Origin of the sequence: Paenibacillus sp. FSL K6-2393, from assembly GCF_038002545.1 — a bacterium.
Classification (GTDB): domain Bacteria; phylum Bacillota; class Bacilli; order Paenibacillales; family Paenibacillaceae; genus Paenibacillus.
The window spans coordinates 517,837-540,131 of sequence record NZ_JBBOCU010000002.1; the positions used below are offsets into that span (position 1 = coordinate 517,837).

Annotated in this window: 19 protein-coding genes and 2 riboswitches; of the genes, 15 read left to right on the top strand and 4 right to left on the bottom strand. The window is 47.8% G+C overall.

Annotation, left to right across the window (positions count from 1 at the left end):
• The first annotated feature begins 327 nt into the window (after positions 1–327).
• The 7 genes from MHI14_RS29545 (at position 328) to sdaAA (ending at position 7,568) form a co-directional block, all read left to right on the top strand.
• Entirely contained in the window at positions 328–1,254 is a 927-nt protein-coding gene (locus tag MHI14_RS29545; protein WP_091038188.1) for a phosphate ABC transporter substrate-binding protein, read from the top strand.
• A 115-nt stretch (positions 1,255–1,369) separates the two neighbouring features.
• Positions 1,370–2,305, top strand: a complete 936-nt coding sequence (gene pstC / locus MHI14_RS29550; protein ID WP_017690972.1) for a phosphate ABC transporter permease subunit PstC — start codon at positions 1,370–1,372, stop codon at positions 2,303–2,305.
• 2 nt (positions 2,306–2,307) lie between these two features.
• Entirely contained in the window at positions 2,308–3,195 is an 888-nt protein-coding gene (pstA, locus tag MHI14_RS29555; RefSeq protein WP_026081329.1) for a phosphate ABC transporter permease PstA, read from the top strand.
• A 12-nt stretch (positions 3,196–3,207) separates the two neighbouring features.
• A complete protein-coding gene (gene pstB / locus MHI14_RS29560; RefSeq protein ID WP_091038190.1) occupies positions 3,208–3,963 on the top strand; it encodes a phosphate ABC transporter ATP-binding protein PstB in 756 nt (251 codons plus the stop codon).
• A 223-nt stretch (positions 3,964–4,186) separates the two neighbouring features.
• Complete coding sequence (locus tag MHI14_RS29565) at positions 4,187–5,179, top strand: phosphotransferase enzyme family protein (protein ID WP_341131910.1); 993 nt, start codon at positions 4,187–4,189, stop codon at positions 5,177–5,179.
• 355 nt (positions 5,180–5,534) lie between these two features.
• A riboswitch (glycine riboswitch) is annotated at positions 5,535–5,659 on the top strand.
• A gap of 4 nt (positions 5,660–5,663) precedes the next feature.
• Positions 5,664–5,799: riboswitch (glycine riboswitch) on the top strand.
• A gap of 112 nt (positions 5,800–5,911) precedes the next feature.
• Positions 5,912–6,601, top strand: a complete 690-nt coding sequence (gene sdaAB, locus MHI14_RS29570; RefSeq protein ID WP_091038193.1) for an L-serine ammonia-lyase, iron-sulfur-dependent subunit beta — start codon at positions 5,912–5,914, stop codon at positions 6,599–6,601.
• Complete coding sequence (gene sdaAA, locus MHI14_RS29575; protein WP_341131911.1) at positions 6,591–7,568, top strand: L-serine ammonia-lyase, iron-sulfur-dependent, subunit alpha; 978 nt, start codon at positions 6,591–6,593, stop codon at positions 7,566–7,568. Before sdaAB ends, sdaAA begins: the two co-directional genes overlap by 11 nt.
• 176 nt (positions 7,569–7,744) lie before the next feature.
• Here sdaAA and MHI14_RS29580 read toward each other — a convergent pair whose 3' ends face one another.
• Positions 7,745–9,505 carry an alpha-glycosidase gene (locus MHI14_RS29580; protein WP_133386921.1) on the bottom strand — a complete coding sequence of 587 codons (1,761 nt, stop codon included), beginning with the start codon at positions 9,503–9,505 and terminating at the stop codon, positions 7,745–7,747.
• 228 nt (positions 9,506–9,733) lie between these two features.
• On the opposite strand from MHI14_RS29580, the gene MHI14_RS29585 reads away from it, so the two are divergent.
• The 5 genes from MHI14_RS29585 (at position 9,734) to MHI14_RS29605 (ending at position 14,416) form a co-directional block, all read left to right on the top strand.
• Entirely contained in the window at positions 9,734–10,417 is a 684-nt protein-coding gene (locus tag MHI14_RS29585) for a response regulator transcription factor (RefSeq protein ID WP_091038197.1), read from the top strand.
• A gap of 44 nt (positions 10,418–10,461) precedes the next feature.
• Positions 10,462–11,967, top strand: a complete 1,506-nt coding sequence (locus MHI14_RS29590) for a HAMP domain-containing sensor histidine kinase (protein WP_341131912.1) — start codon at positions 10,462–10,464, stop codon at positions 11,965–11,967.
• 85 nt (positions 11,968–12,052) lie between these two features.
• The gene (locus MHI14_RS29595) at positions 12,053–12,967 is read left to right on the top strand and encodes an ABC transporter ATP-binding protein (protein WP_124117936.1); all 915 of its coding nucleotides are present in this window, start codon (positions 12,053–12,055) and stop codon (positions 12,965–12,967) included.
• Positions 12,964–13,680, top strand: a complete 717-nt coding sequence (locus tag MHI14_RS29600; protein WP_091038202.1) for an ABC transporter permease — start codon at positions 12,964–12,966, stop codon at positions 13,678–13,680. The genes MHI14_RS29595 and MHI14_RS29600 overlap by 4 nt, the downstream gene beginning before the upstream one ends.
• 1 nt (position 13,681) lies before the next feature.
• Positions 13,682–14,416: an ABC transporter permease gene (locus MHI14_RS29605; RefSeq protein ID WP_289391001.1), complete on the top strand. Its 735-nt coding sequence runs from the start codon at positions 13,682–13,684 to the stop codon at positions 14,414–14,416.
• A gap of 94 nt (positions 14,417–14,510) precedes the next feature.
• On the opposite strand, the gene MHI14_RS29610 is transcribed toward MHI14_RS29605, so the two are convergent.
• Positions 14,511–15,071 carry an acyltransferase gene (locus MHI14_RS29610; RefSeq protein WP_249913006.1) on the bottom strand — a complete coding sequence of 187 codons (561 nt, stop codon included), beginning with the start codon at positions 15,069–15,071 and terminating at the stop codon, positions 14,511–14,513.
• A 681-nt stretch (positions 15,072–15,752) separates the two neighbouring features.
• Here MHI14_RS29610 and MHI14_RS29615 point away from each other — a divergent pair.
• Positions 15,753–18,461, top strand: a complete 2,709-nt coding sequence (locus tag MHI14_RS29615) for a PAS domain S-box protein (protein ID WP_091038207.1) — start codon at positions 15,753–15,755, stop codon at positions 18,459–18,461.
• Positions 18,462–18,721: 260 nt separating this feature from the next.
• Here the strand turns inward: MHI14_RS29615 and MHI14_RS29620 are convergent, their stop codons facing one another.
• Positions 18,722–19,675, bottom strand: coding sequence for an L-lactate dehydrogenase (locus MHI14_RS29620; RefSeq protein ID WP_091038209.1), 954 nt, complete (start codon positions 19,673–19,675; stop codon positions 18,722–18,724).
• 549 nt (positions 19,676–20,224) lie between these two features.
• Here MHI14_RS29620 and MHI14_RS29625 point away from each other — a divergent pair.
• Together MHI14_RS29625 and MHI14_RS29630 are read left to right on the top strand one after the other, a co-directional pair.
• Positions 20,225–20,911, top strand: coding sequence for a hypothetical protein (locus MHI14_RS29625; protein ID WP_289391002.1), 687 nt, complete (start codon positions 20,225–20,227; stop codon positions 20,909–20,911).
• A gap of 105 nt (positions 20,912–21,016) precedes the next feature.
• Positions 21,017–21,868 (top strand): serine/threonine protein kinase, encoded by an 852-nt coding sequence (locus MHI14_RS29630; protein WP_341131913.1) that lies wholly within the window; start codon positions 21,017–21,019, stop codon positions 21,866–21,868.
• 217 nt (positions 21,869–22,085) lie between these two features.
• Here MHI14_RS29630 and MHI14_RS29635 read toward each other — a convergent pair whose 3' ends face one another.
• Positions 22,086–22,295 carry a hypothetical protein gene (locus MHI14_RS29635; protein WP_017690946.1) on the bottom strand — a complete coding sequence of 70 codons (210 nt, stop codon included), beginning with the start codon at positions 22,293–22,295 and terminating at the stop codon, positions 22,086–22,088.

The window sequence follows — 22,295 nt, forward strand, 5'->3', positions numbered from 1 at the left end:
TAAGCTGTCTCCTAATTACAACAATTAAAATTATTAATCAAAGAAATTTGGAGACAACAGCGATCAGAAGAACGATCCGTAACCGGAACGGCCACTCATGGTATGAGCTACTTCACAATACGGATTGAAACAACGTCCGTTCCCGTAGCGACCACTTCAGCGCAATTTCTCTCAGATAAATTTCAATATACAGCCGATATTTTTAACATTGCGTTTACAAAACATTGATTTTAAGATGACATACCGAAACTACAATGAGTAAAGAGTTGATGGTGAACAAACAAATTCACAAAACGCCATCACTACATTGGGGGAGGAAAACAAAACATGTTTAAAAAGTTGCCGTTTATTTTGATGACCTTAACGTTCGTACTGGTTCTCGCAGCATGCGGATCGAAAAATGACGCTGGTACAGAGGGTGCCGCAAGCAATGGATCAGGAGAAGCTGCTACTGAGCTTAGCGGTAACATTCTGGCAGTCGGATCGACAGCATTGCTACCTCTGGTAGAACAAGCTGGACAGAAATTTATGGCAGTTGATGAATATAAGAACGTAACGGTTCAAGTTCAAGGTGGCGGTAGTGGTACTGGTTTGACACAAGTATCTGACGGACAAGCTACAATCGGTAACTCTGATGTATTTGCAGAAGAGAAACTGGAGGACGAAGCCAAAGTAAAAGAATTGGTTGACCATCAAGTAGCAGTAGTAGCTATGGCGCCAGTTAGCAACAAAGATGCAGGGGTAGAAGATTTGACGAAGCAACAACTGATCGACATCTTCTCCGGTAAAGTAACGAACTGGAAAGACGTTGGTGGTGCGGATCAAGCAATCGTTATTGTAAACCGTCCAAGTAGTTCAGGTACTCGTGCAACTTTCGAGAAGTATGCATTGGGTGCAAAAATGGATGATATCCAAGGTTCGATTCAAGAAGATTCTTCTGGTAACGTAAAAAAATTGGTATCTGAAACGCCAGGTGCTATTGGTTACCTCGCCCTGTCTTACTTGGATGACAGCTTGCAAGTGTTGAAATACGAAGGTGTAGAAGCAACAGTTGAGAACGTAGAAGCAGGAACTTATCCAGTATGGGCTTACGAGCACATGTACACAAAAGGTGAGCCTGATGCAGCAACAAAAGCATTCTTGGACTACATCTTGAGTGACGAAATTCAACAAAACGACGTGACAGAACTTGGATACATTCCAATGTCAGGTATGAAAGTAAAACGCGATGCAGCAGGTAATGTGGTTGAGTAATCTTTGAACTTGCGCATACAGCGAAAGAGGCGGACTTAGGTCCCGCCTCTTTACGCGGTTTGCTCTAAAATAATCCCATATTTTGCATTAATTCTACTATAGAAGGATGGTTGTTATGGAACAGACCGAAGGGGGAACGGTAATGAATAACAAGTTGAAACCGCGCCGGCCCTTAAAAGAGAAACATTATTGGGAAGAGTGGACGGGACGGATCTATACGTCGATTTGTGTCGTTTTCCTGATCGTTGTCATGTTTTCCATTGTTTATTTTGTAGCGTCCAAGGGACTATCGACATTTTTCCAAAATGGAATAAGCATAAGTGAATTTCTTGGTGGGAAAACGTGGAATCCAACTGGAGAGCCTGCGTTCTACGGGGCATTGCCGTTCATCACAGGTTCTTTCATTACAACCTTGCTTGCAGCATTGATCGCAAGTCCGCTTGGCCTGTGTGCAGCACTCTTCATGACAGAGATTGTACCGGGTAAAGGGAAAAAAATCTTGCAGCCTGCGATTGAGCTCTTGTCCGGAATTCCATCCGTTGTGTACGGATTTATCGGTCTGAGTGTCATCGTACCTTTGTTGCGCAGTATCTTCGGTGGAACAGGCGTCGGGATTGCAGCCGGATGTCTTGTTCTCGCGGTAATGATACTTCCTACGGTGACAAGTATTATGGCAGATGCCTTGTCCGCGTTGCCAAAAGGATTGCGAGAATCCTCCTACGCACTGGGGGCCACTCGCTGGCAAACCATCTACCGTGTCATTATTCCAACGACTTTGCCAGCTTTGTTGACAGGTGTCGTTTTGGGTATGGCTCGTGCGTTTGGTGAAGCTCTTGCTGTACAGATGGTTATCGGTAATGCACCGCATGTTCCAACATCCTTGCTCGAATCAGCTTCAACATTAACAAGTGTAATTACTCTCAGCATGGGTAACACCACGATGGGTTCTGTTCATAACAATGCACTGTGGAGTATGGCGCTTGTCCTGTTGGTGATGACATTTGTCTTCGTCATTCTGGTTCGCCTGCTTGAAAGGAGAAACCGGGTATGAAAATGAAGGCAAAGACGGTAGATAAAATTGCAACATCCGTTATCGTTGTACTGGCCCTGTTCATTGTTATTCTATTGCTCGGTCTGCTTGGCTTCATCATGTATAGAGGCATTGGACATATTAGCTGGAACTTCCTGACAAGCGCACCACAGTTGCTTAAGGGTGGCGGCGGGATTGGTCCACAGCTCTTCAACTCCGTATTCTTGCTTGTCTTGACCTTGATTGTTACCATCCCACTCGGATGGGGCGGCGGAATTTACATGGCGGAATACGCCAAACCAGGCAAGATTACCAGCTTCATTCGTCTGGTCGTTGAAGTGTTGTCATCATTCCCATCCATCGTTATCGGTTTGTTTGGTCTTTTGCTGCTAGTAAATCAATTTGGTCTTGGTTTCTCCCTGATCTCGGGTGCCTTGGCTCTGGCGATCTTTAACTTGCCACTGATGGTACGGACAACGGAACAGGCCTTCCGGGCCGTTCCGAAGGAACAGAAGGAAGCAGGTCTGGCGCTTGGACTGTCCAAGTGGAAGATTATTACTTCAATTCTGCTACCTGTGGCATTGCCGAGCTTGATTACGGGTACGATCCTAGCATCGGGCCGGATCTTCGGTGAAGCAGCCGCGCTGATGTTCACCGCAGGTATGAGTAGTCCGCCATTGGACTTTACAGATTGGAATCCAACGAGTCCAAGATCACCGCTTAATCCTTTCCGTCCGGCAGAGACACTTGCTGTCCATATCTGGAAAGTGAATAGTGAAGGTATTGGGCCAGATTCCAAAGAAGTGGCAGCAGGGGCGTCCGCCGTGCTTGTCATTCTCGTGCTGGCGTTCAATCTAAGTGCACGCTGGATCGGTCGGGTTGTATTCCGCCGCATGACAGCTTCGAAATAAGGAGGAACCAACATGGCCATACCTTTTGGTACGGAACAGTTAAGCATATATTATGGACATTTCCAGGCAGTCAAGCAGATTAGCCTGACGTTTCCTGAAGCAAGCGTAACGGCTCTTATTGGGCCGTCTGGGTGTGGTAAATCCACGTTCCTCCGGTCGCTGAACCGGATGAACGACGAGATTGCCGGTTCCCGTACAGAGGGACATATCTGGATGGACGGTAACGATCTGAATGAGCCTGGAACCGATGTAATCAAGCTTCGCCAGAAGATTGGCATGGTGTGGCAGAAGCCGAATCCTTTTCATAAGTCCATCTACAACAATATCGCGTTTGGCCCCCGCTACCGCGGTACGAAGAGTAAGAAGGCACTGGATGAAATTGTGGAAAAAAGCTTGCGTCGTGCTGCGCTCTGGGACGAAGTGAAAGACAGGCTGAACGAGTCAGCTCTGTCTCTCTCGGGTGGACAACAGCAGCGTCTGTGTATCGCCCGCGCCCTGTCTGTTGATCCGCAGATTCTGCTGCTCGACGAGCCTGCATCTGCACTTGACCCGGTATCTACGGGTAAAGTTGAAGAGTTGATTACCGAGCTCAAGAAGGAGCTGCGGATTGTTATTGTTACCCATAACATGCAGCAGGCGGCGCGCATCTCGGATTATACAGCTTATTTCTATCTGGGAAGCATGGTTGAGCACGGGGATACAGAGCATATTTTCACGAACCCGGACAATCGTCTGACGCAAGAATACATTATGGGTCGTTTCGGTTAATTGGATCATGGAGTGTAACATAGAGCAATAGACAGAGAGATTAAGAAATAATAGAGACAAAAGAAAGCACAATGCCTGGACGGTTGTTCGGGGGTTGTGCTTTTTTAATTTATAATTTTAGTGGGATTTTCTGTATGCGGGATAAACATTATGCTACGATATTTAGTGTGAAGAGAACGTTTACATGACTTCGAAGGAGATGTTGATAATCACTACGAATCAGATGTCTTACGACCATATGGCAGCTCAGATTATACAGAACTACACTATTGAGAAACCTGTCGTTTCATATATTCGCCACAATGAGAATCTGACATATCATGTCGTCGATGAAGCAAGCGGGAAGAAGTATCTGTTACGTATCCATCAAGCCGCATATACAAGTATGACAGGCATTCAGCATACGCTTCCTGCGCTGAAGGCAGAGATGAACCTGCTTCATGAGTTAAATGCAACGACGGAATTGCGCGTGCAGCATCCGGTACGGAATGTATCGGGAGACTGGGTCACGGTATGGAAAAGTGAAGCGGGTAAAGAAATCTGCTGTACAGTACTGGAGTGGATTGAGGGAAGGGACATCCAGCAGGGAGAACGCCTGACAACAGAGCAGATCTATGATCTTGGGGCACAACTGCAGATGCTTCATCAATATGGGCGTGAGCAGAATCAGACAGATCGAACAAAGGTGCGGCCGGCATATGGCAACATCCATGAGAACTTGGTCATGCTAGGGCAGCTAGAGGAAGGCGTCCGACTGGGGATTTTTACAACGGAAGACTTCGACCTGCTTCGTGAGACGTTTGAGAACATTAATGAACAGTTAGAAACATACCCGCAGCACGCAGGAACATGGGGGATCATTCATGGGGATATTACTCGCAACAATCTGCTGATAACGGATCAGGGCATATCTATGATTGATTTTTGTCTATACGGGTATGGGTACTATCTTTTTGATGCTGGAGGAGCAGCACTTATGTTCAACCGGGAGGAACGAGATATATTCTTATCCGGTTATACCAAACAGATCGCACCACTGACGGATCGTGATATCCGATTAATGGAAGGATTCATGTTGATTTTTACACTGGGTTATTATGCCTTTCAGATGGCGAATGAGTCGAGGCACGAATGGATGAAAGATCGCATGCCGAAGCTATGCAGCAAGTATTGCAGACCTTATGTACAGAACGAGAGCATATTTTATGAACTGTGATTTATAATCCAGATGTGCAGACTCGGATGGGTTAGTGAGCAGTGTGGATCAAAGATTATGGTTGCCTGAATACCCGAACGGTTTCATGGACAATATCATAAATAATAGTAAGCACATCATTGATTGAAGTAGAACGAAATGAGCTGTTTAAAAGATCTTTTTAACGTATTAATGTAATGAAAGCTGACAAAATATTCTGGTTATCATCGCTTCAATAGGAAATGAAGGAAATACACCCAAAGAAATCGTTAAGTTTGTTGACACTGATCTTCCGGTCGATTAATCTTAATGAAGAAGAAATTAATGACTTCCATGACTGTTCTGACATAAGCTCAGAATGGTTCCATATAGCGGATGATAACGAGCGGGAGAGACCTGGGTTAGCCGAGCACAATGGCTAGTATTCAGGCACCGAAGGAGCAAGCTGCTGCGCACCCGGCGCAGTGGTTAATCTCTCAGGTAAATGTACCATCGTTGGACGCAACTCTGGAGAGTGCGCGAACTGCGCCACCCAAGGGGTATATGATCAGTGGGACCGGTGAACTTGTCTGTAATCGCAGGCAATGCACCTTGTCGTGAGACACTGCTGATCGTGAAACTCTCAGGTATCGAGGACAGAGAGAGGGCCTGAGGCCTTCTTCTGTCCTTTTTTGATGTCATCATTCAGTAAATAAGGAACAATATGGATTAGATTCTGGATGGAAATGACGAATACAATTGGAGGGTTATAAAGTGCGATTTAAAGATGTTTTCTCAATTATTGGTCCGTCCATGACAGGGCCTTCAAGTTCACATACAGCTGGAGCGGCAAGGTTAGGGAGAATTGCTCGTCAGTGGCTTGGATGTACGCCAGAACGTGCCCGGCTGACGTTATATGGTTCATTCGCTGACACGTATCAGGGGCACGGAACAGATCTGGCACTGATCGGCGGTCTTTTGGACTATGTCACAGACGATCCACGTATCCCGGATGCAGAGCAATACGCAGAGGAAGCAGGCATGGAGGTTGAGTTTTATACAAGTGGCCTGCCTGCTCCTCATCCAAATACGGTCAAAATTGAGTTATGGCATGGAGAACGTGCCTGCTCCTTAATCGGTGCATCCATTGGTGGTGGCAGTGTATCGGTGCATGCGATGAATGATTTTCGTGTTCAGATTAGTGGTGAGTTTCCAACACTTGTTCTGCGACATGCGGACAAAGCAGGGGTGCTTGCATCTGTAACGTCCACGATCAGTTCATCCGGGGTTAACATCGGGTATATGCAGGTGGACCGGAAAGCCCGTGATGGCGAAGCGCTTACCGCGATGGAAATGGATGGTGTGCCTAATCCCGATATGCTCAGGCGTCTAAGGGAGCTGGACCATGTGCTGGACATTCGTGTTATCGATTTGAAGAGAGGAGTTGATTCGGATGCGGTTTAAACATTTGCACGAACTGAATACGATCTGTACAGCAGAATCCAAAACCATTGCTCAGCTGATGATCGAGGAGCAGGTTCAGGAGACCAATACACCGGAAGCGGATGTTGTGAAACAGATGTCTGAATATTATCAGGTGATGAAGGAAGCGGTACGCAAAGGGTTAACGGAAGATACGACATCACGCAGTGGGTTAACGGGTGGAGACGGTAAAAAAATGGCCGAGTACATTCGCAAGGGTGAGACTTGCTCAGGAGATGCTTCCGCACTTGCCATGGCGTATGCCCTGTGTGTATCTGAAGTGAATGCCTCCATGGGTCGGATCGTGGCAACACCAACAGCCGGTTCCTGCGGCATCATCCCCGGTGTTTTTATTAGCTCACAGGAGCGTTTTGGCTGGACGGACGAACATTTGGTGAACGGGTTGTTCTGTGCGGGAGCGATTGGTTATGTTATTGCCAACAATTCATTTATCTCCGGGGCCGAGGGTGGCTGTCAGGCGGAAGTGGGTTCCGCGATCGGCATGGCTGCGGGTGCCATGGTTGAACTGCGTGGAGGTACACCGGAACAGGTCGTTCATGCCGTTGGTTTGGCGTTAAAAAATACACTGGGCCTTATCTGCGATCCGGTCGCAGGCCTTGTTGAAATCCCGTGCATCGTCCGTAATGGACTGGGTGCGGTTACGGCGCTGGCTGCGGCTGACATGGCCCTGGCCGGAGTGCGTAGTGCCATTCCGTCAGACGAAGTCATCGACGTCATGCTGGAAGTAGGCAGTGCGATGCCGAGCCGCCATCGGGAGACAGCCCAGGGCGGACTGGCCCAGACACCAACCGGCCGCAAAATGATGCAAAAGCTGGCTAAACCAAAGGCAAAGCGTGCCGAGCCTGAGCAGGAGTCGAAGCCAGCGGATTCTGACACAACTACAAGTGGGGTGGACAATGCTCAAGTGGACAAGGATACTCAGGTTTAAGCTGAACCGGGACCACCGATATATAAATCAGTGACATTATTATGTATAACGGCGAATACAAAAATACAAAAACAAGCGTCCGCGAACCCGAATCCGGGTTATGCAGGACGCTTGTTTTATGCTGCCAGATGAAGCGAAGTTAGGATACTTATATCAGATGAATGTGTATTATGACTCTAGTTCTGGCTCACAGCCGTACTCAGTACGGCATATCCATACGCAGGCAGTTCAATGGCGAGTACGCCATCTTCCTTGGCGGTACGATGGTTTCCGCCGAATAACTCGGTCCATTCTTCGTCACCGGCCTCCAGCTCGACAATAGCCGTCTCTTCTGATCGATTGAACAGAACCAGAATGCGTTCCTCCTCATTTTGCCGCTCAAATACCAGTTGGCTGCCATCGGGACGAGCCTGCAGGAAACGAACGGTGCCTTCTGCACGCAGGGCAGGATGAGCATGACGCAGGGAGATTAGTTTCTGATAAAAGTCGAGCAGCTCCCGGTCCTGCTTCGCTTCGTCCCATTCCATGCATTTACGGCAGCCCGGATCATGTTCGCCGTCCATGCCAATCTCGTCTCCGTAATAGATGCACGGAGCACCCATGTAACTGAACTGGAATAACGCAGCCAGCTTCATCTTGCGTTGGTCGCCTTCACACAACGTGAGCAGCCGTGGGGTATCGTGGCTGTCCAGCAAGTTGAACGCCACTTCGCTGGCCTGAAGCGGATAACGGGATAACTGTCGTCCGATGGAGTTCGCGAACTGTTCTGCGTGCATTGTATTTTTCACAAAGAAAGCATTTACGGCATCGGTAAACGGATAGTTCATGGACGCATCGAACTGGTCGCCTTGCAGCCAGGCAGAGGACTCATTCCATACTTCGCCCAGAATATAGGCATCCGGATTAGCCGCTTTGACTACACGGCGGAAATCACGCCAGAATGCATCATCCACTTCGTCTGCCACATCCAGCCGCCATCCGTCCGCACCCACTTCCTTGATCCAGTACTCGGCAACCTCCAGCAGATAGGCCTTAACCTCGGCATTCTCCGTATTCAGCTTTGGCATATGCGCTTCGAATCCGAAGGTCTCATACGTAGGAATGCCGTCCTTCACGTCCAGCGGGTATTCATGTACATGGAACCAGTCCTTATATTTGGATTGTTCTCCGTTCTTCTGCACATCCACAAACGGCGCAAATGTCTTCCCGGAATGGTTAAACACAGCATCCAGAAGTACACGAATTCCACGTGCATGGCATAGCTCGACCAGTCGTTTCACGGTATCTGCGTCACCAAAGTGCCGGTCTACCCGCAGGTAGTCCTCAGTATCGTATTTGTGATTGGTGGTGGCTTCGAAGATGGGTGTGAAGTAGATCGCATTAATGCCAAGATCGCTGATGTAATCCAGATGGTCGATCACGCCCTGAAGGTCACCGCCGAAGAAATTGAAAGGTGTTGGCTCGCCACCCCACGGCTCTACCTTTTCCGGACTAATATCCGGGTTGCCGTTGGCGAATCGTTCGGGAAAAATCTGATAGAACACCGCATCCTTAACCCATGCAGGGGGTGTGAATACAGCTCCGGCATGAATATAAGGGAACTGGAACATACGACCCGGATCGTCCGGCTCTTCTTCCTGGAAGTCCGTCTCGGTCATCCAGATCTGTTCTTCGCCGCTTTTGAGCAGAAAAGAGTATTTGAGTCGGTGGTAGGGAGGTTTCACTTCACCCTCGTAGTAATCGAACATGGAGTCAGAGGTGAACTTGGTTAGGGGAACCAGCGCTTTGGTTGCATCCCACGCATATTTATCCCCGGTCAGGGCATGTACCTCGGTCAGGTCATTCTTTTTGGCACGCAAACGCAGATGGATTGTATCTTGGTCATAGGCATAGGCCCAGTTTCGTTTCGGTTGATGATAGATGGCTTCCAGCAGCATAATGAATTTCCTCCCGTCAGGTGTGGATATAGTATGTACTTGGTAGACTTGATTAATATGACATTCCCCACGTTAATGAATACGCTATAATTAGAATGTGTGGTAACGTAAAGGACTTTAACATTGTTTCAACAAGACATGAATCCATATGTTATAGACATCTTTTACCATGATGATGCTCAGATATATCATTAACCCAATGGGGGCAGAAAGGAAACGAATATTCGGATGAAAACCAAACTGTTATATATTGAAGATGATACGGAAATTGCGACTTGGGTCAGAGCCGATCTGGAGGAGCGCGGTTATGAGGTGGTATGGCTCGGCAGTGGTGAAGGTGCAGCGGAGGCTGCTGTCGGTTGCTCACTCATTATTCTGGATGTCATGCTGCCTGGGCTGGATGGATTTACGGTGGGACAGCGACTGAAAAAAGAACATCCCGCCGTGCCCATTGTCATGCTCTCGGCCAGAACGTCCATTGACGACAAGTTGCACGGTCTTGATTTTGCCGATGACTATGTGACCAAACCATTTCACCCCGATGAACTGGCTGCCCGGATTGAAGTACAACTGCGTAAGGCAGGAACGGCGGTATCCACGGATGCTGCCCTGAAGCTGGATCATCTCTCCATCTATGAGAAGGACAACCGGATCGTCAATGAGGAGACGGGAGATGAGATTATTTTATCGGGAAAACAGTTCCACATCTTCGCCTACCTGCTACGACATATGGGCATGATTCGAACCAAAGAGCAGATCTATGAAGCCGTCTGGAACGAGCCCTATCTGGATGGGGACAAGACTTTAATGGTACATATTCGGCATCTACGCGAAAAGCTGGAGCTTGATCCGGCCAATCCTGTAGTTATTCAGACGGTCCGTGGTGTGGGATATCGTGTGAAGAAGCCATGATTCGGTGGTTCAGAGAACGGAAGATCATGAAGGGAGAACGAAGTATGGATCAAAAGCAATCCGGGCGGCGCAAGCTTCGCTTTGGGCGGTCCTTGATGTCCAGATACATCCTACTGATCTTGGCGGCTGTATTATTTGTGCCCGTTGTCCTTCCGATCATATCCGTTATATATATTGTCGTAGTGAATAACACGAATACGAACCGCGACGCGCCTTACGGTGATGTTACCCGGATCAGTAACCTCTGGTCACGTGAAGCGAAGAACCTGGATGGTGCTTCGGATGAAGAGATTAAGGCCCGGTTGGAGCAATTACATGGCTCGTATCCCAAATCTTCCATGTATCGTGTGAATGTGAGCGGTGAGACCCTCTTTATTCTCGGTGGTGAAGATGTAACGCTTCTGAAATCCACGTCGCCGGATGGCAGAACAGACACGACATTGAGATGGTCACTGGATTCCGGGCAAACGACAGAGACTCATATTCCATCCTTATGGAATGTAAACAATACGGTGCAATTCATGAAAGAAGCCTCCTTTCGCGATCCACTGACCGTAGTTGCATATATTGGCGGAGCTGAGCAGGACAAAGGACAGGGATTCATGATCATTGAAGTGCCGCGGTCACTTCTGCAAATGAATCAGAGTAACTGGCCGATGGAACTCTTGTATCTTGGTATCGTAATGACCCTCATCTTTCTGATCTTCATCATTATGTCGATTCTCTTCTTCGCACGCATTCGCAAACGACTTATTCGTTTGCAGACGGCCATGATGACCACAGGCAAGGAAGGCCTCCCGCTTCCGGTAGATATCCGCCGGTCAGACGAGATTGGTCAACTGGAAGAATCCTTCAATCAGATGGTGCATCAACTGTCCGACAGCCGCCACCGTGAACGAGAGGAAGAACAATTGCGCAAACGTCTCATTGCGGGGCTTTCTCACGATCTGCGTACCCCGCTAACGGTGATTCGTGGACATATGCATGCTTTGCACAAGGAAGAGCTGAGCGAGCAAGGTGACCGTTCATTACATCGCATGGAAGCAAAGATGGAGGACCTCGGTGGGCTCATTGACAACATGTTATCCTACAATTTGCTCACGAGTGGGAAGTATACACTGAAGCTGGAAGAGAAAGATATACTGCGGATCGTCAGGGAAACGGCGGCCGCCTGGTACCCGGTCTGGGAGAAAGAGCAATTTGAGATTGATATTGACCTGCCAGAGGAACCATTGATCTGGCATATGGATGAACAGGGCATGCGCCGTATTCTTGATAATTTGTTCCAAAACGTGATCCGTCATGCCGCCAGCGGGAAATATATTGGTATATCAACTCAGGAGATTCAGGGTGAGACGGCCGTCGTTATTCAGGACCGGGGTCCGGGAATGCAACCGAATTCCGACACAAAAGGCACAGGTCTAGGCTTATCCATTGTAGACCTGTTGATTCGTGAGATGGGTCTGCGCAAGCGGGTAGACAGTTCCGATACGGGTGTCCAGACATATATCTACAGTGGTAAGGGAAACAGGGAAACAACAAACCGCTGAAATAGCTTTTTTAAACTAAACTTAAACTGGAGACTACTTTGGTTTTAACCTTGGAAGGTTACGATAGTTCCGAGGTGATCATACAGTGAGTGAAAATATTATTCAAACGGCGAATTTATGGAAAACATACCGGGACCGTGCAGCGGTCCGTGAACTTGATCTGCATATTAAAAAGGGAGATATCTACGGCTTCCTCGGTCCCAACGGTGCCGGCAAAACAACAACGATTCGCATGCTTCTCGGCTTGATTAAACCAACCAAAGGCGTGATCCGTATCTTCGACAAGGATATCCGCAAGGATCGCATGGATATTTTGCGCCGTGTGGGTTCCTTGGTCGAATACCCGTCCTATTACGGACATCTGAACGCAGTAGAGAATCTGGAAACTTTGCGCCGCATCATCAATGTACCAAAATCAAGAATTGCTGAAGTGCTGTCCATTGTAGATCTGACCAAGGATGCCAAACGTTCAGTGAAGGGATATTCCCTTGGGATGAAGCAACGTCTGGGTATTGCCAGCGCTTTGCTGGGTGAACCGGAACTGCTGATTCTGGACGAACCAACGAATGGTCTTGATCCTGCCGGTATTCAGGAGATTCGGGAACTGATCAAACGCATGCCTCTGGAACATGGCATTACCGTTCTGGTTTCCAGCCACTTGCTGAGTGAAGTCGAACAGATGGCAAGTCGCGTTGGTATTATCCGTGAAGGCAAGATGGTGCTTCAGGATACCATCGCAAGTCTGCATAGTCAGACGGGTAGCTCTATCCGGTTAACGGTTTCCGAGCCGGAAGAGGCTATGAAGCTGGCGAGAGAACAGGGACAATTTGGTCAGCAACAAGGTTCTGCGTTAACGTTCCCTTATATGGATAACAGTTCAGTGGCACTGCTTGTGCGCCGATTAATTGAGCAGGATCATGATGTGTATCGTGTAGAGGAACAGCGTCAGTCGCTGGAAGATCTGTTCATGCGGGTCATTGGCGAGGGGGCTTCCATATGACCGGGCGTGCATTATCATCAGACTGGCTCAAGATTCGGGGGAAAGGGATCTGGTTTCTTGTCTTTCTGGCCCCTCTTGGATTAACAGCGATGCAGGCGCTTAATTTTGGCTTACGGCTGGACTATCTGAAAGAGCAGTATGCAGATAACCTGTGGGGCGGATTGCTGGGCAATGTGGTGGTCTTTGTGCCCTTGTCTCTGATGCTGGGAGCAACCATTCTCAGCTCCATGATCGCTAATGTTGAGCATGAACAGGGATCATGGAAACAGCTGCTCGCGATGCCGATTCCCAGACCAGCCGTGTATTTAGCCAAGTTCCTGCTTGCTTGTGTGCTGCTGGTGATCTCCTGCCTGCTGTTAACCGCAGGAATTGTGGGTCTGGGTCTGATCCTCGGATTCCATGCCAGCGAAATACCTTGGACACATGCGATCAAGCTGGGGCTATTGCCTTTGGCTGGTGCACTTCCCGTGTTGTCACTGGAGTTGTGGCTCACGATGGTTAACAAGAATCAGGCACTTCCCGTCACCCTGGGCATCGTTCTCGCGATAACGGGCATGTTCGCACTCAGTATCTCACCGAACTTTCCACTCGCTTGGGCGCAGATGGCCTGGAATGGACCCAATCCATATCTGTATGCAGGCATGGGGGCAGGTCTAGGGTTATTGATTCTGTTGCTGGGTATGGTGCACTTTAGCCGGAAGGATGTGGCCTGACATGAGCTTTGCGACAACTTACTTCCGAATTTTGTCCGCTGAACGATTGAAAATGGGCAAGTCCCCCATATGGCTTCTGATTCTGCTGAGTCCACTCATTGCGCTGCTCATCGGACTGTTGTCTACTCCATCGGGAAATTGGCAGGTATTGATGAACACGATGGTTTTCCTGCACGGATTGTTATTATTACCGATGCTGACTGGCGTGTTTACGTCCTTTGTCTGCCGTTTTGAACATGCAGGTGGAGGGTGGAAGCAGATGCTGGTTTTACCGCTCACACGTTCAGGCGTATATGCAGGTAAACTGACGATTGTGCTCATGCTTCTGGCGGGTACACAAGTATTATTGCTGATGTCCATTCTGCTGGCAGGCATGATTCACGGCATTACGATGCCTGTACCTTGGGGATTCTTGGCGAGCAAACTGCTGCTTGGGTTGCTAGCTTGTGTACCCTTGGCTGCCCTGCAGATGTTCGTTTCATTGGTGTGGAGCAGCTTTGCCGCACCGCTCGCACTGAATTTTGCACTAACCATACCGAATATTCTCATTGTAAACTCGGCGACATATGGGCCGTATTATCCATGGGCACAACCGATGATTCTGATGACACCCGTGGACGGCGCGGGTTTCGGAGCCTACAACGTGCCACTGATGACGATGCTGGCGGTTGTTGGAGGCAGTGCTGTTATTTTTATTGGAATCGGCATGATGTATTTTGCGAAAAAAGAAATATGAATAATCCGTTACACATTTGGTTATCGTAGATCAAAATCCTCTTTAAGCAAAACATGCAAAGCTCTATTGTATGTATGCTTCAGGAGGATTTTTTCTAATGTCTGACCCACCCATCATGAATGGTCAACTCCCGAATGATTTTGGCTGGTGCCCCGGCTACAAGTGTATTTTCGGGTACATCTTTGGTCACCGTGCTTCCTGCTGCCACAACTGCATTTCTGCCAATGGTCACTCCGGGCAAAATAAGCGCGCCTGTACCAATCCAGGCATTATCTTGAATCACAATCCGCTTGGCAGTCTGGCTCCCGTCATCCAGAGAGTCAATCCGGTGATAGGCACTGTCGAATATGCTAGTTCGAGGACCAATCATGACGTTATTGCCGATGGTCACTTCAACGTTAGCGGCAATCCCGACTCCTGCATTAATCATGACGTCATCGCCAATCGTTAATCGCGCGCCTTTGACTACGGTTAACTGGGTTCCCCATGGTTTGCCTATAATGTTAAGCCGTTTTCCCACCTGCAAGTCACCCAATCTATTCAGATAAACCTTACCCCTGATTCGTGGCAGCAGGCCCATAGCGGGCTGGATTTTACCAAAGATGGCCAAGCCTCTTAGTTTACCGTAAGCAATTTTAACTCTGTTGGGCAGCATGATTCATCCGTCCTCTCCGTAGTTGAAAATCGTTTTTTTAACGATTATAGCCTTTTTGATACAAATTGTATCGTTAATTTTATATCCAGGCATCGCAAGAGCAGATGATCTCTCTTTCCTTGAGAAGATTTGCTTTAGGCGGGGGGCGGGTTTATCCTCTCAACTCCCTAACGAATCTAAGGAGTCTTATTCAAGGATTTGAAGTGATCTCAGAAATCTAAGAAACCTGAGACATGTTATATCCAATGAAACGACCGTTTGCAGCGTTTATGACAGGAGATTATGGGGATTAACGTGTCTGATGTTCTTTAAAATTTAAAAAGGCCACATGGACACCAAATAAGATGTCCTGAGTTCTTTAGAAAATCGTTTAGCCATTCGCCAGAATCAGCTGACTTGGAATTGAACTTTAAGCTTGTTAGAGGCTTACATTGATTCTTGTATAACTTGTCTTTCCTTGAAGACGTCTCCTGCGTAAAATCAAAATTTCCAAGTATTACATCACACATCATGTGAATTGGATCATAGATTGTAAGCAAAATGAGACGAGAATCTGGTAAAATAAAAAAAGCTGTTTCTAGGCTGGCTTACGTGGTTATTCGAGGGTAGGCCCATTTCTGTAAGGGATAATCCATCCCTGTTGTTAGATGAAGATATTGGCTGAGAAAAGAGGGGTAAGCCATGGATATTAATAAAACGGAAACCCTGAAGCGCATTATTTCTGAGGGAAGTTCTTACCAATCACTGTTTTTTAACCATCCGGATGCCATTTATGTGATGGACATCCATGGAAACTATATTGATGCTAATCCCTCGGTAGAGCGGATATCAGGGTATACACTGGATGACTTGATTCGTATGAATCAGAGTGAGATCTGTCCTCCAGACAGTGAAAATTCACGGAAAGAATATATTAAAGAAGTGCTGGCTGGACGTTCAGTCAGTAATTCCATTACTTTTTATCATAAAGATGGTTCCCTGAAACAGGCAGAGATCACGTATGTGCCTATAACGGAGGGAAACGAAGTTGTAGGAATCTATGGTATTGCCAAAGATGTTACCGATATCCTGGAAGTGCAACGTGAGCTTAAGGAGGCACAGGAGAAATATCAGGTGCTGGCTGACCATGCGCAAGATCTGATTACGACTTGTTCTGCGGATGGAGAGTTGTTATATGTCTCCCCTTCCGTGTACGCCTTGCTCGGTTATAAGCCGGAGGAAGTCACGGGCAAGTCCTTCAAGGATTATTGTTATCCGGGAGACTATCCGGACCCTATGGATCTTTCCAAGATCGGCAATGGCTGCAAGATGCGTGTGTTGCACAAGAAGGGACACTATATCTGGATGGAGACATTGGCGAAACCTGTGGCTGGAGAGCGTGGCAAGAGTGTCCAGATTGTAAGCATCAGCAGGGATATCACCCAGCATAAGGATGCGGACAGACGTCTTCGGGAAAGCCGTCAGCGATACAGATCGTTGTTCGAACATAACCCGGCAGCTGTGTATTCATTGAATCTGGAAGGTAAATACAGCGCAGTGAACAGCAAACTGGTGCAAATGCTGGATATTCCGCGAAATAAGCTTATTGGCCAATCTTTTTTATCCAATCTGGATAAATGCGAAGTGCAATACGGCAAACATTATTTTGAAATGGTGAAGCAAGGCGAACCGCAATATTATGAGACACGAATCGTCAATTCAAGTGGTCGGAAGATTGAAGTATCTGTTACGAATGTGCCCATTATTGTGGATAAGGAAATGGTAGGCGTCTATGGGATCGTGTCCGATATTACCGAGCGCAAGGAATATACGGAACGGATTCAGGAGCTTAGCAAGCAACATGAGCTGATTCTCAACACGGTTACGGAAGGAATATTTGGTTTGGATGCGGATGGAATCACCATGTTTATGAATCCAGCAGCAGCTTCGATGTTCGGTTATGAGGCGAAAGAATTCATTGGCAAAAACTCACATCCAATCATCCATCACACCCGTGCAGACGGAAGTCATTTGCCACAAGAAGAGTGCCCGATCCACATGACCGTGTTGGATGGACAGAGACGTTCGATCAAGGAAGATGTGTTCTGGCGTAAAGATGGCAGCAGCTTTCTGGTGCAGTATCAGGTGACGCCGATTATTGAACAGGGACAGATTCAGGGTGCTGTGGTTGTGTTTAATGATGTGACTGGCGAACGTGAAATTGTACGTGCCAAAGAAACAGCTGAGCTGGCAGCTCAGGCCAAGTCAGAATTTCTGTCGATGGTTAGCCATGAGATCCGGACACCGATGAACGGGATCGTGGGGATGACAGAATTGTTGATCGGTACCGATTTATCGGAAGAACAGCGTGAATATGCCGAGATTATTCGAGACAGCGGCGATGCTCTGCTGAACATCCTTAATGATATTTTGGACTTCAGTAAGCTGGAATCCGGGAAAATGGCACTGGCTTATGAACCATTTGCATTACGCAAGATGCTGGAACAGGTTGCCGAGCTGTTTAAACCGCGTGCAGATGAGAAACATCTGGAGATCAGATATCGCCTCAATCCAAGCATCCCTGAGTTCATGGTCGGTGACGCTATACGTATCCGGCAGATTCTGGTGAACTTGGTTGGCAATGCGCTCAAGTTCACAGATCAGGGAAGCATTGATGTTAACGTGGATATTATCAAGGGCAGAAAGCCTGAAGACAGCGTTCTTGATTTTGCGGTGCAAGATACGGGAATTGGCATCCCGGCTGACAAGCTGGATCAGTTGTTTCAGTCCTTCTCTCAACTACACCCGGTGATTAACCGGAAGTATGGTGGTACCGGACTGGGACTGGTCATCTCCAAGCGACTCGTGGAGATCATGGGAGGCAGCATCAGTGTCGAGAGTATAGAAGGGGAGGGCTCAACCTTCCGGTTTGCTGTTCCTGCGGCGAGTGTAGATGCTTCAGCAGAACAGACAGCAAGTCAATTCCATCATGATCGTACACGTCAGAGTGATAAGGTCGCCATGCGTATTCTGGTGGCGGAGGATCATCCGGTGAACCGGAAGATTTTGCGAGAATATCTGGAGAAGCTCGGATACCAGGCAGATGTGTGTACTAATGGCGTGGAGGCAATTGATGCCATCTCTCAGAATGCTTATGATATTGTCCTGATGGATATTCATATGCCTGTGATGGATGGACTGAAGGCGACAGACCTGTTACACCGCCTAATTCCACAGGATCGCATACCTCCAATCATCGCAGTTACAGGCAATGCCAAACGCGAAGATAAGGAAGCTTGTCTGGAGATTGGTATGCGTGACTTCATTAGCAAACCGGTTATGCTGAGTGAGTTGAAGCGGGTGTTACAGCAATGGGGACCAAGGGACGAACCTCAACTTGCACCGAATTGAACAACTACTCAAATCAATTTCATAACTCACTAAAATAGATTTCTGTAACTAAATATAGACAAAATGAACCGTTTTGATCTATATCTAGCCTTGATTGAAGCAGCTGAAGGTATTATGAAATTGATTCATCTGGCTGTGAAAAATAATAAACGTAAACACGCCAATAATCCTCCACTGATGGAGTGTTATTGGCGTGTTTGCGTTGGCAGGCTTTTGAAGTTGAGCCGAAGCATACAAAAGTGGAGTAGTATACAAATGGCTTATACCAGTGTCAGACGATTGATGTTACCAGATAGGATTTCACAGGAATTGTTGAATTTCTCACGTTCCGTTGCATCCAGATTCAATTCGATAATCTCCTGAATGCCATTGCCACCGATGATTGCAGGAACACCGACGCAGACGTTGTGTTGCTCGTACTCTCCGTCCAGAATAGCCGATACGGCGATGATCTTGTGTTCGTCATTGAGGATGGAACGAGTGATGTGCGCGAGGGCATTGCCGATTCCGAATTGGGTAGAACCTTTACGGGTAAAGATTTCCCAACCGGCATCCTTCGTTTTGCGTGCAATATCGTCCAGATCCAGATGTTTGAAGCGCTCCTTGTGCTGATCCATGATGTGCATAATCGGTTTGCCACCGATGGTCACATGAGACCAGGCTACGAACTGGGATTCTCCATGCTCCCCGAGGGCATAACCGTGCACACTGCGTGGATCGATGGAGAAGACTTCAGACAGCAGCGTTTTAAGCCTTGAAGAGTCAATGGACGTTCCTGTGCCGATGACATGCTCACGCGGCAGACCAGATAATTTCCATACCATATAAGTTACTATGTCAACCGGATTGGCAGCGACGACAAAAATCCCGTTAAATCCACTTTTCATGATCGGGACCACGATGTCTTTGGCAATCGATTCCGCTTCCTCCAGAATATCCAGCCGTGTCTGTCCTGGCTTGGGATTCGCTCCGGCAGTTAAGACAATAACATCCATATTGCCACAATCCGCGTACGTGCCTGCATATACCTTGGTGCGGTTATGTGTGAAGTCCATACAATGGGAAAAATCCAATGCCTGTGCTACAGCACGGTCATACGTCCGGTCCACCATCATAATTTCCCTGCATATCGATTGATTAATCATGGAATACGCACAACTCGAACCGACAAGACCCGCCCCGATCACCGCTACTTTGCCTGATTTGCCTAACACTGCCGTTCAGCCCCCATTTAGATTGATATTTATCCGTTACTAATGCGTCCTATGTTAAGTATAGTCCTTTATTTTATGCTGGAATGTACTTCTACGTTACATAAGATAACACATGGAAAAGCTGTGCAGCAATGATATCCGCTATCGCGGGAGCGTATTGGAGTAACGGAGTTAACAAAATTGACATGAATAATTCCTAATCATATGATTTGACGGCGTTTGCAACTGTGTCATTCGACATGACAGCATTCATGCTCATTGTCGGAATGGGGGTTATTTGTGCGGATCATATACCTGACAAAACTTCTTAGGAATCCGCAGAAACAGAACAAAACCGCCAAAGGGATCTGCCGAGAAGCTGACGAATACATACGGACAAGCAAAAGATAAGCCATACTTGATCCATGAGACAGGTTGCCCCGATCCGATGACGGTTCCAAAAAAAAGGAACGCTGAAGCCATAATGTTTTTATCCAAGAATCAATTTCATAACTCACTAAAGGTATTATGAAATTGGTTCCCAAAAGACTTCATTCCGGGAGGGAATTAATGATGATTGAAGAAGCAGGAGCAACGACGGAAACGGCCAAGAGCCTGGGCATAGGTGCCAGTACTCTTCGTAAATATGCGGCGGCACTGGAAGAACAGGGATACCGGTTCGAACGGTCCGCCAACAAATCCAGACTATTCAAGTCCGACGACATCGAGTGCATTGAACGCCTGATGACTGAACTCCGAGAGCATAATCTGCCCCTGGCTGATGCTGTGGTGACTGTATTGGCTCCAGAAGTACCTGTAGCTGCAGTAGAAGTAGATGTACCGGTGATGGGGATTGAAGGTCTGTCAGAGACGGAATGTGCAGCAACATCAATGTCATCCGTATTCCCTGAAGAACCTGAAATAATGGGTAATCTGAGATCCTATGAAGGTCTGGGGCAACTGGTAAGTGAGGTGACTTATGGTGCTGTAGAACAACAGCAGGATGATCGGGTACAGTTGCTGCAACAGCGGGTCGATGAACTGGAGCTGACCCTTCAGCATCTGGCGGAGACACATATGGCGCTCCAGGAACAGATGGAGAAACAGCGCCTGTGGATGAACGAGAAGCTGGAGGAAGAGCGAGATCGCGAACTCGTGACCAACTTGCGCAGCTTCCAGGGAAGAAAACGCAAACCAAAAGGAGTATCCCTGCGTATGTTGTTCGGGTTCCTACCCAAGAAGCATAAGGAAGCTTGAATGACAGGCTCTTGCTCATCGTGATTTTGCATTATGGGCCTGATATAATAAGCTCCATACAACATGAAGACTGGCAGCGGACTGCTCAGTATAGATAAAGACTGAGTGGATCAGGAAGCTGGCGTGGGAGGATCTGTGGAGCTGCGACGAAGTTGGCAAAGATTGCTCGGACTATGGACGGATCGTCCTCGGCGGGAAGGCACGACCATTGCTGAGCGTTATACAATAAAGGAATTGCTGGGTATGGGGAGCTATGGGCTGACATACCTGTGTACAGATGACCAGAATGGCAGGGAAGTGGCGTTGAAGGAGTCCAAACCTAGCAAGGGCAGACTCTCTGCGCACCTGTTGGAGCGGGAGGCGGACGTGATGAGGCGTCTGCATCATCCGGCGATCCCTGATCTATTGGATGTGTTCACATCCGGGAGACGAAGTTATATCGTTACCGAGTATATTCGTGGACAGACGCTGGAAGATTGCATATTTGAGCAAGGTCTTCGATATACGGAGCGGGAATGTCTGGAATTGGCAGGACAACTGCTGGTTCCGGTGGCTCATGTGCATGAGCAGGGATATATTCATGGAGATGTGCGGATTCCCAATGTTATTTTACGTGAAGGGGCGGTACATCTAATTGACTTTGGCCTGGCGAGACGCTTGGGGGAGCCGTTGTTGCCGGAGCTGAAGCGACGTATGCGTGAAGTCCCTGAGCCTGAAGATGAGCGGGCTACACCGGATCATGATTTGCAGGATATCGGCCACTTTCTTCTCTTCATGCTGTATTCGGCTTATGAGCCAGAGAAGGGCCGTGAACCCGCCAGCTGGCAGGAGGAACTTAAGCTTACGCCGGAATTGCACCAGATGCTGGAGCGACTCCTTGGACTCCGTCCAGGTTATGAGGGTGGGGCGACAGAGTTACAGGCGGAGATTGCGAATGTGTTGCTGAAATTACAATGAAATAAGCTCTGTAGGTGGACCTATATTTGTTATCCGTGACCTCTTCGTATGATATCTATAGGGGTCTTTTTCCTTTTTGCTATATAGAAACAAATAAAGGGGTGTTCTGCTGGCCGTAAGTACGGCTAGCGAACACCCCTTTATTACATATTCATTTATTGTAGCGTCTAATAAGCTGGCACGATCATTGCTCTTTAAAAGCAGTCGTGAGAGCAGCTTAGCTGGAGCTGTATTTTCTGCTTTTGTAATAACCGGAGCCACTGCGGCTGTCCCGGTATTTCACATCTGAAGAAGAATAGCGCTTGTAGGAACGCTTGCCTGAAGAACTGCTGTGACGTTTATAGGAGCGCCTGTCCGAGGAGCTGTAACGTTTACGGTGAGATGAAGATTTGGAATCGATAAGTTTGCCGATAATCTTTTTGAACAT

Bases quoted from the DNA above. Each gene is read 5' to 3' on its own strand.
- MHI14_RS29590 (WP_341131912.1), top strand. From the start codon at position 10,462: ATGGATCAAAAGCAATCCGGGCGGCGCAAGCTTCGCTTTGGGCGGTCC.
- MHI14_RS29600 (WP_091038202.1), top strand. From the start codon at position 12,964: ATGACCGGGCGTGCATTATCATCAGACTGGCTCAAGATTCGGGGGAAA.
- MHI14_RS29610 (WP_249913006.1), bottom strand. From the start codon at position 15,071: ATGCTGCCCAACAGAGTTAAAATTGCTTACGGTAAACTAAGAGGCTTG.
- MHI14_RS29605 (WP_289391001.1), top strand. From the start codon at position 13,682: ATGAGCTTTGCGACAACTTACTTCCGAATTTTGTCCGCTGAACGATTG.
- pstA (WP_026081329.1), top strand. From the start codon at position 2,308: ATGAAGGCAAAGACGGTAGATAAAATTGCAACATCCGTTATCGTTGTA.
- MHI14_RS29635 (WP_017690946.1), bottom strand. From the start codon at position 22,295: ATGTTCAAAAAGATTATCGGCAAACTTATCGATTCCAAATCTTCATCT.
- MHI14_RS29545 (WP_091038188.1), top strand. From the start codon at position 328: ATGTTTAAAAAGTTGCCGTTTATTTTGATGACCTTAACGTTCGTACTG.
- MHI14_RS29615 (WP_091038207.1), top strand. From the start codon at position 15,753: ATGGATATTAATAAAACGGAAACCCTGAAGCGCATTATTTCTGAGGGA.
- pstB (WP_091038190.1), top strand. From the start codon at position 3,208: ATGGCCATACCTTTTGGTACGGAACAGTTAAGCATATATTATGGACAT.
- MHI14_RS29625 (WP_289391002.1), top strand. From the start codon at position 20,225: ATGATGATTGAAGAAGCAGGAGCAACGACGGAAACGGCCAAGAGCCTG.
- pstC (WP_017690972.1), top strand. From the start codon at position 1,370: ATGGAACAGACCGAAGGGGGAACGGTAATGAATAACAAGTTGAAACCG.
- MHI14_RS29585 (WP_091038197.1), top strand. From the start codon at position 9,734: ATGAAAACCAAACTGTTATATATTGAAGATGATACGGAAATTGCGACT.
- MHI14_RS29565 (WP_341131910.1), top strand. From the start codon at position 4,187: ATGTCTTACGACCATATGGCAGCTCAGATTATACAGAACTACACTATT.
- MHI14_RS29580 (WP_133386921.1), bottom strand. From the start codon at position 9,505: ATGCTGCTGGAAGCCATCTATCATCAACCGAAACGAAACTGGGCCTAT.
- sdaAA (WP_341131911.1), top strand. From the start codon at position 6,591: ATGCGGTTTAAACATTTGCACGAACTGAATACGATCTGTACAGCAGAA.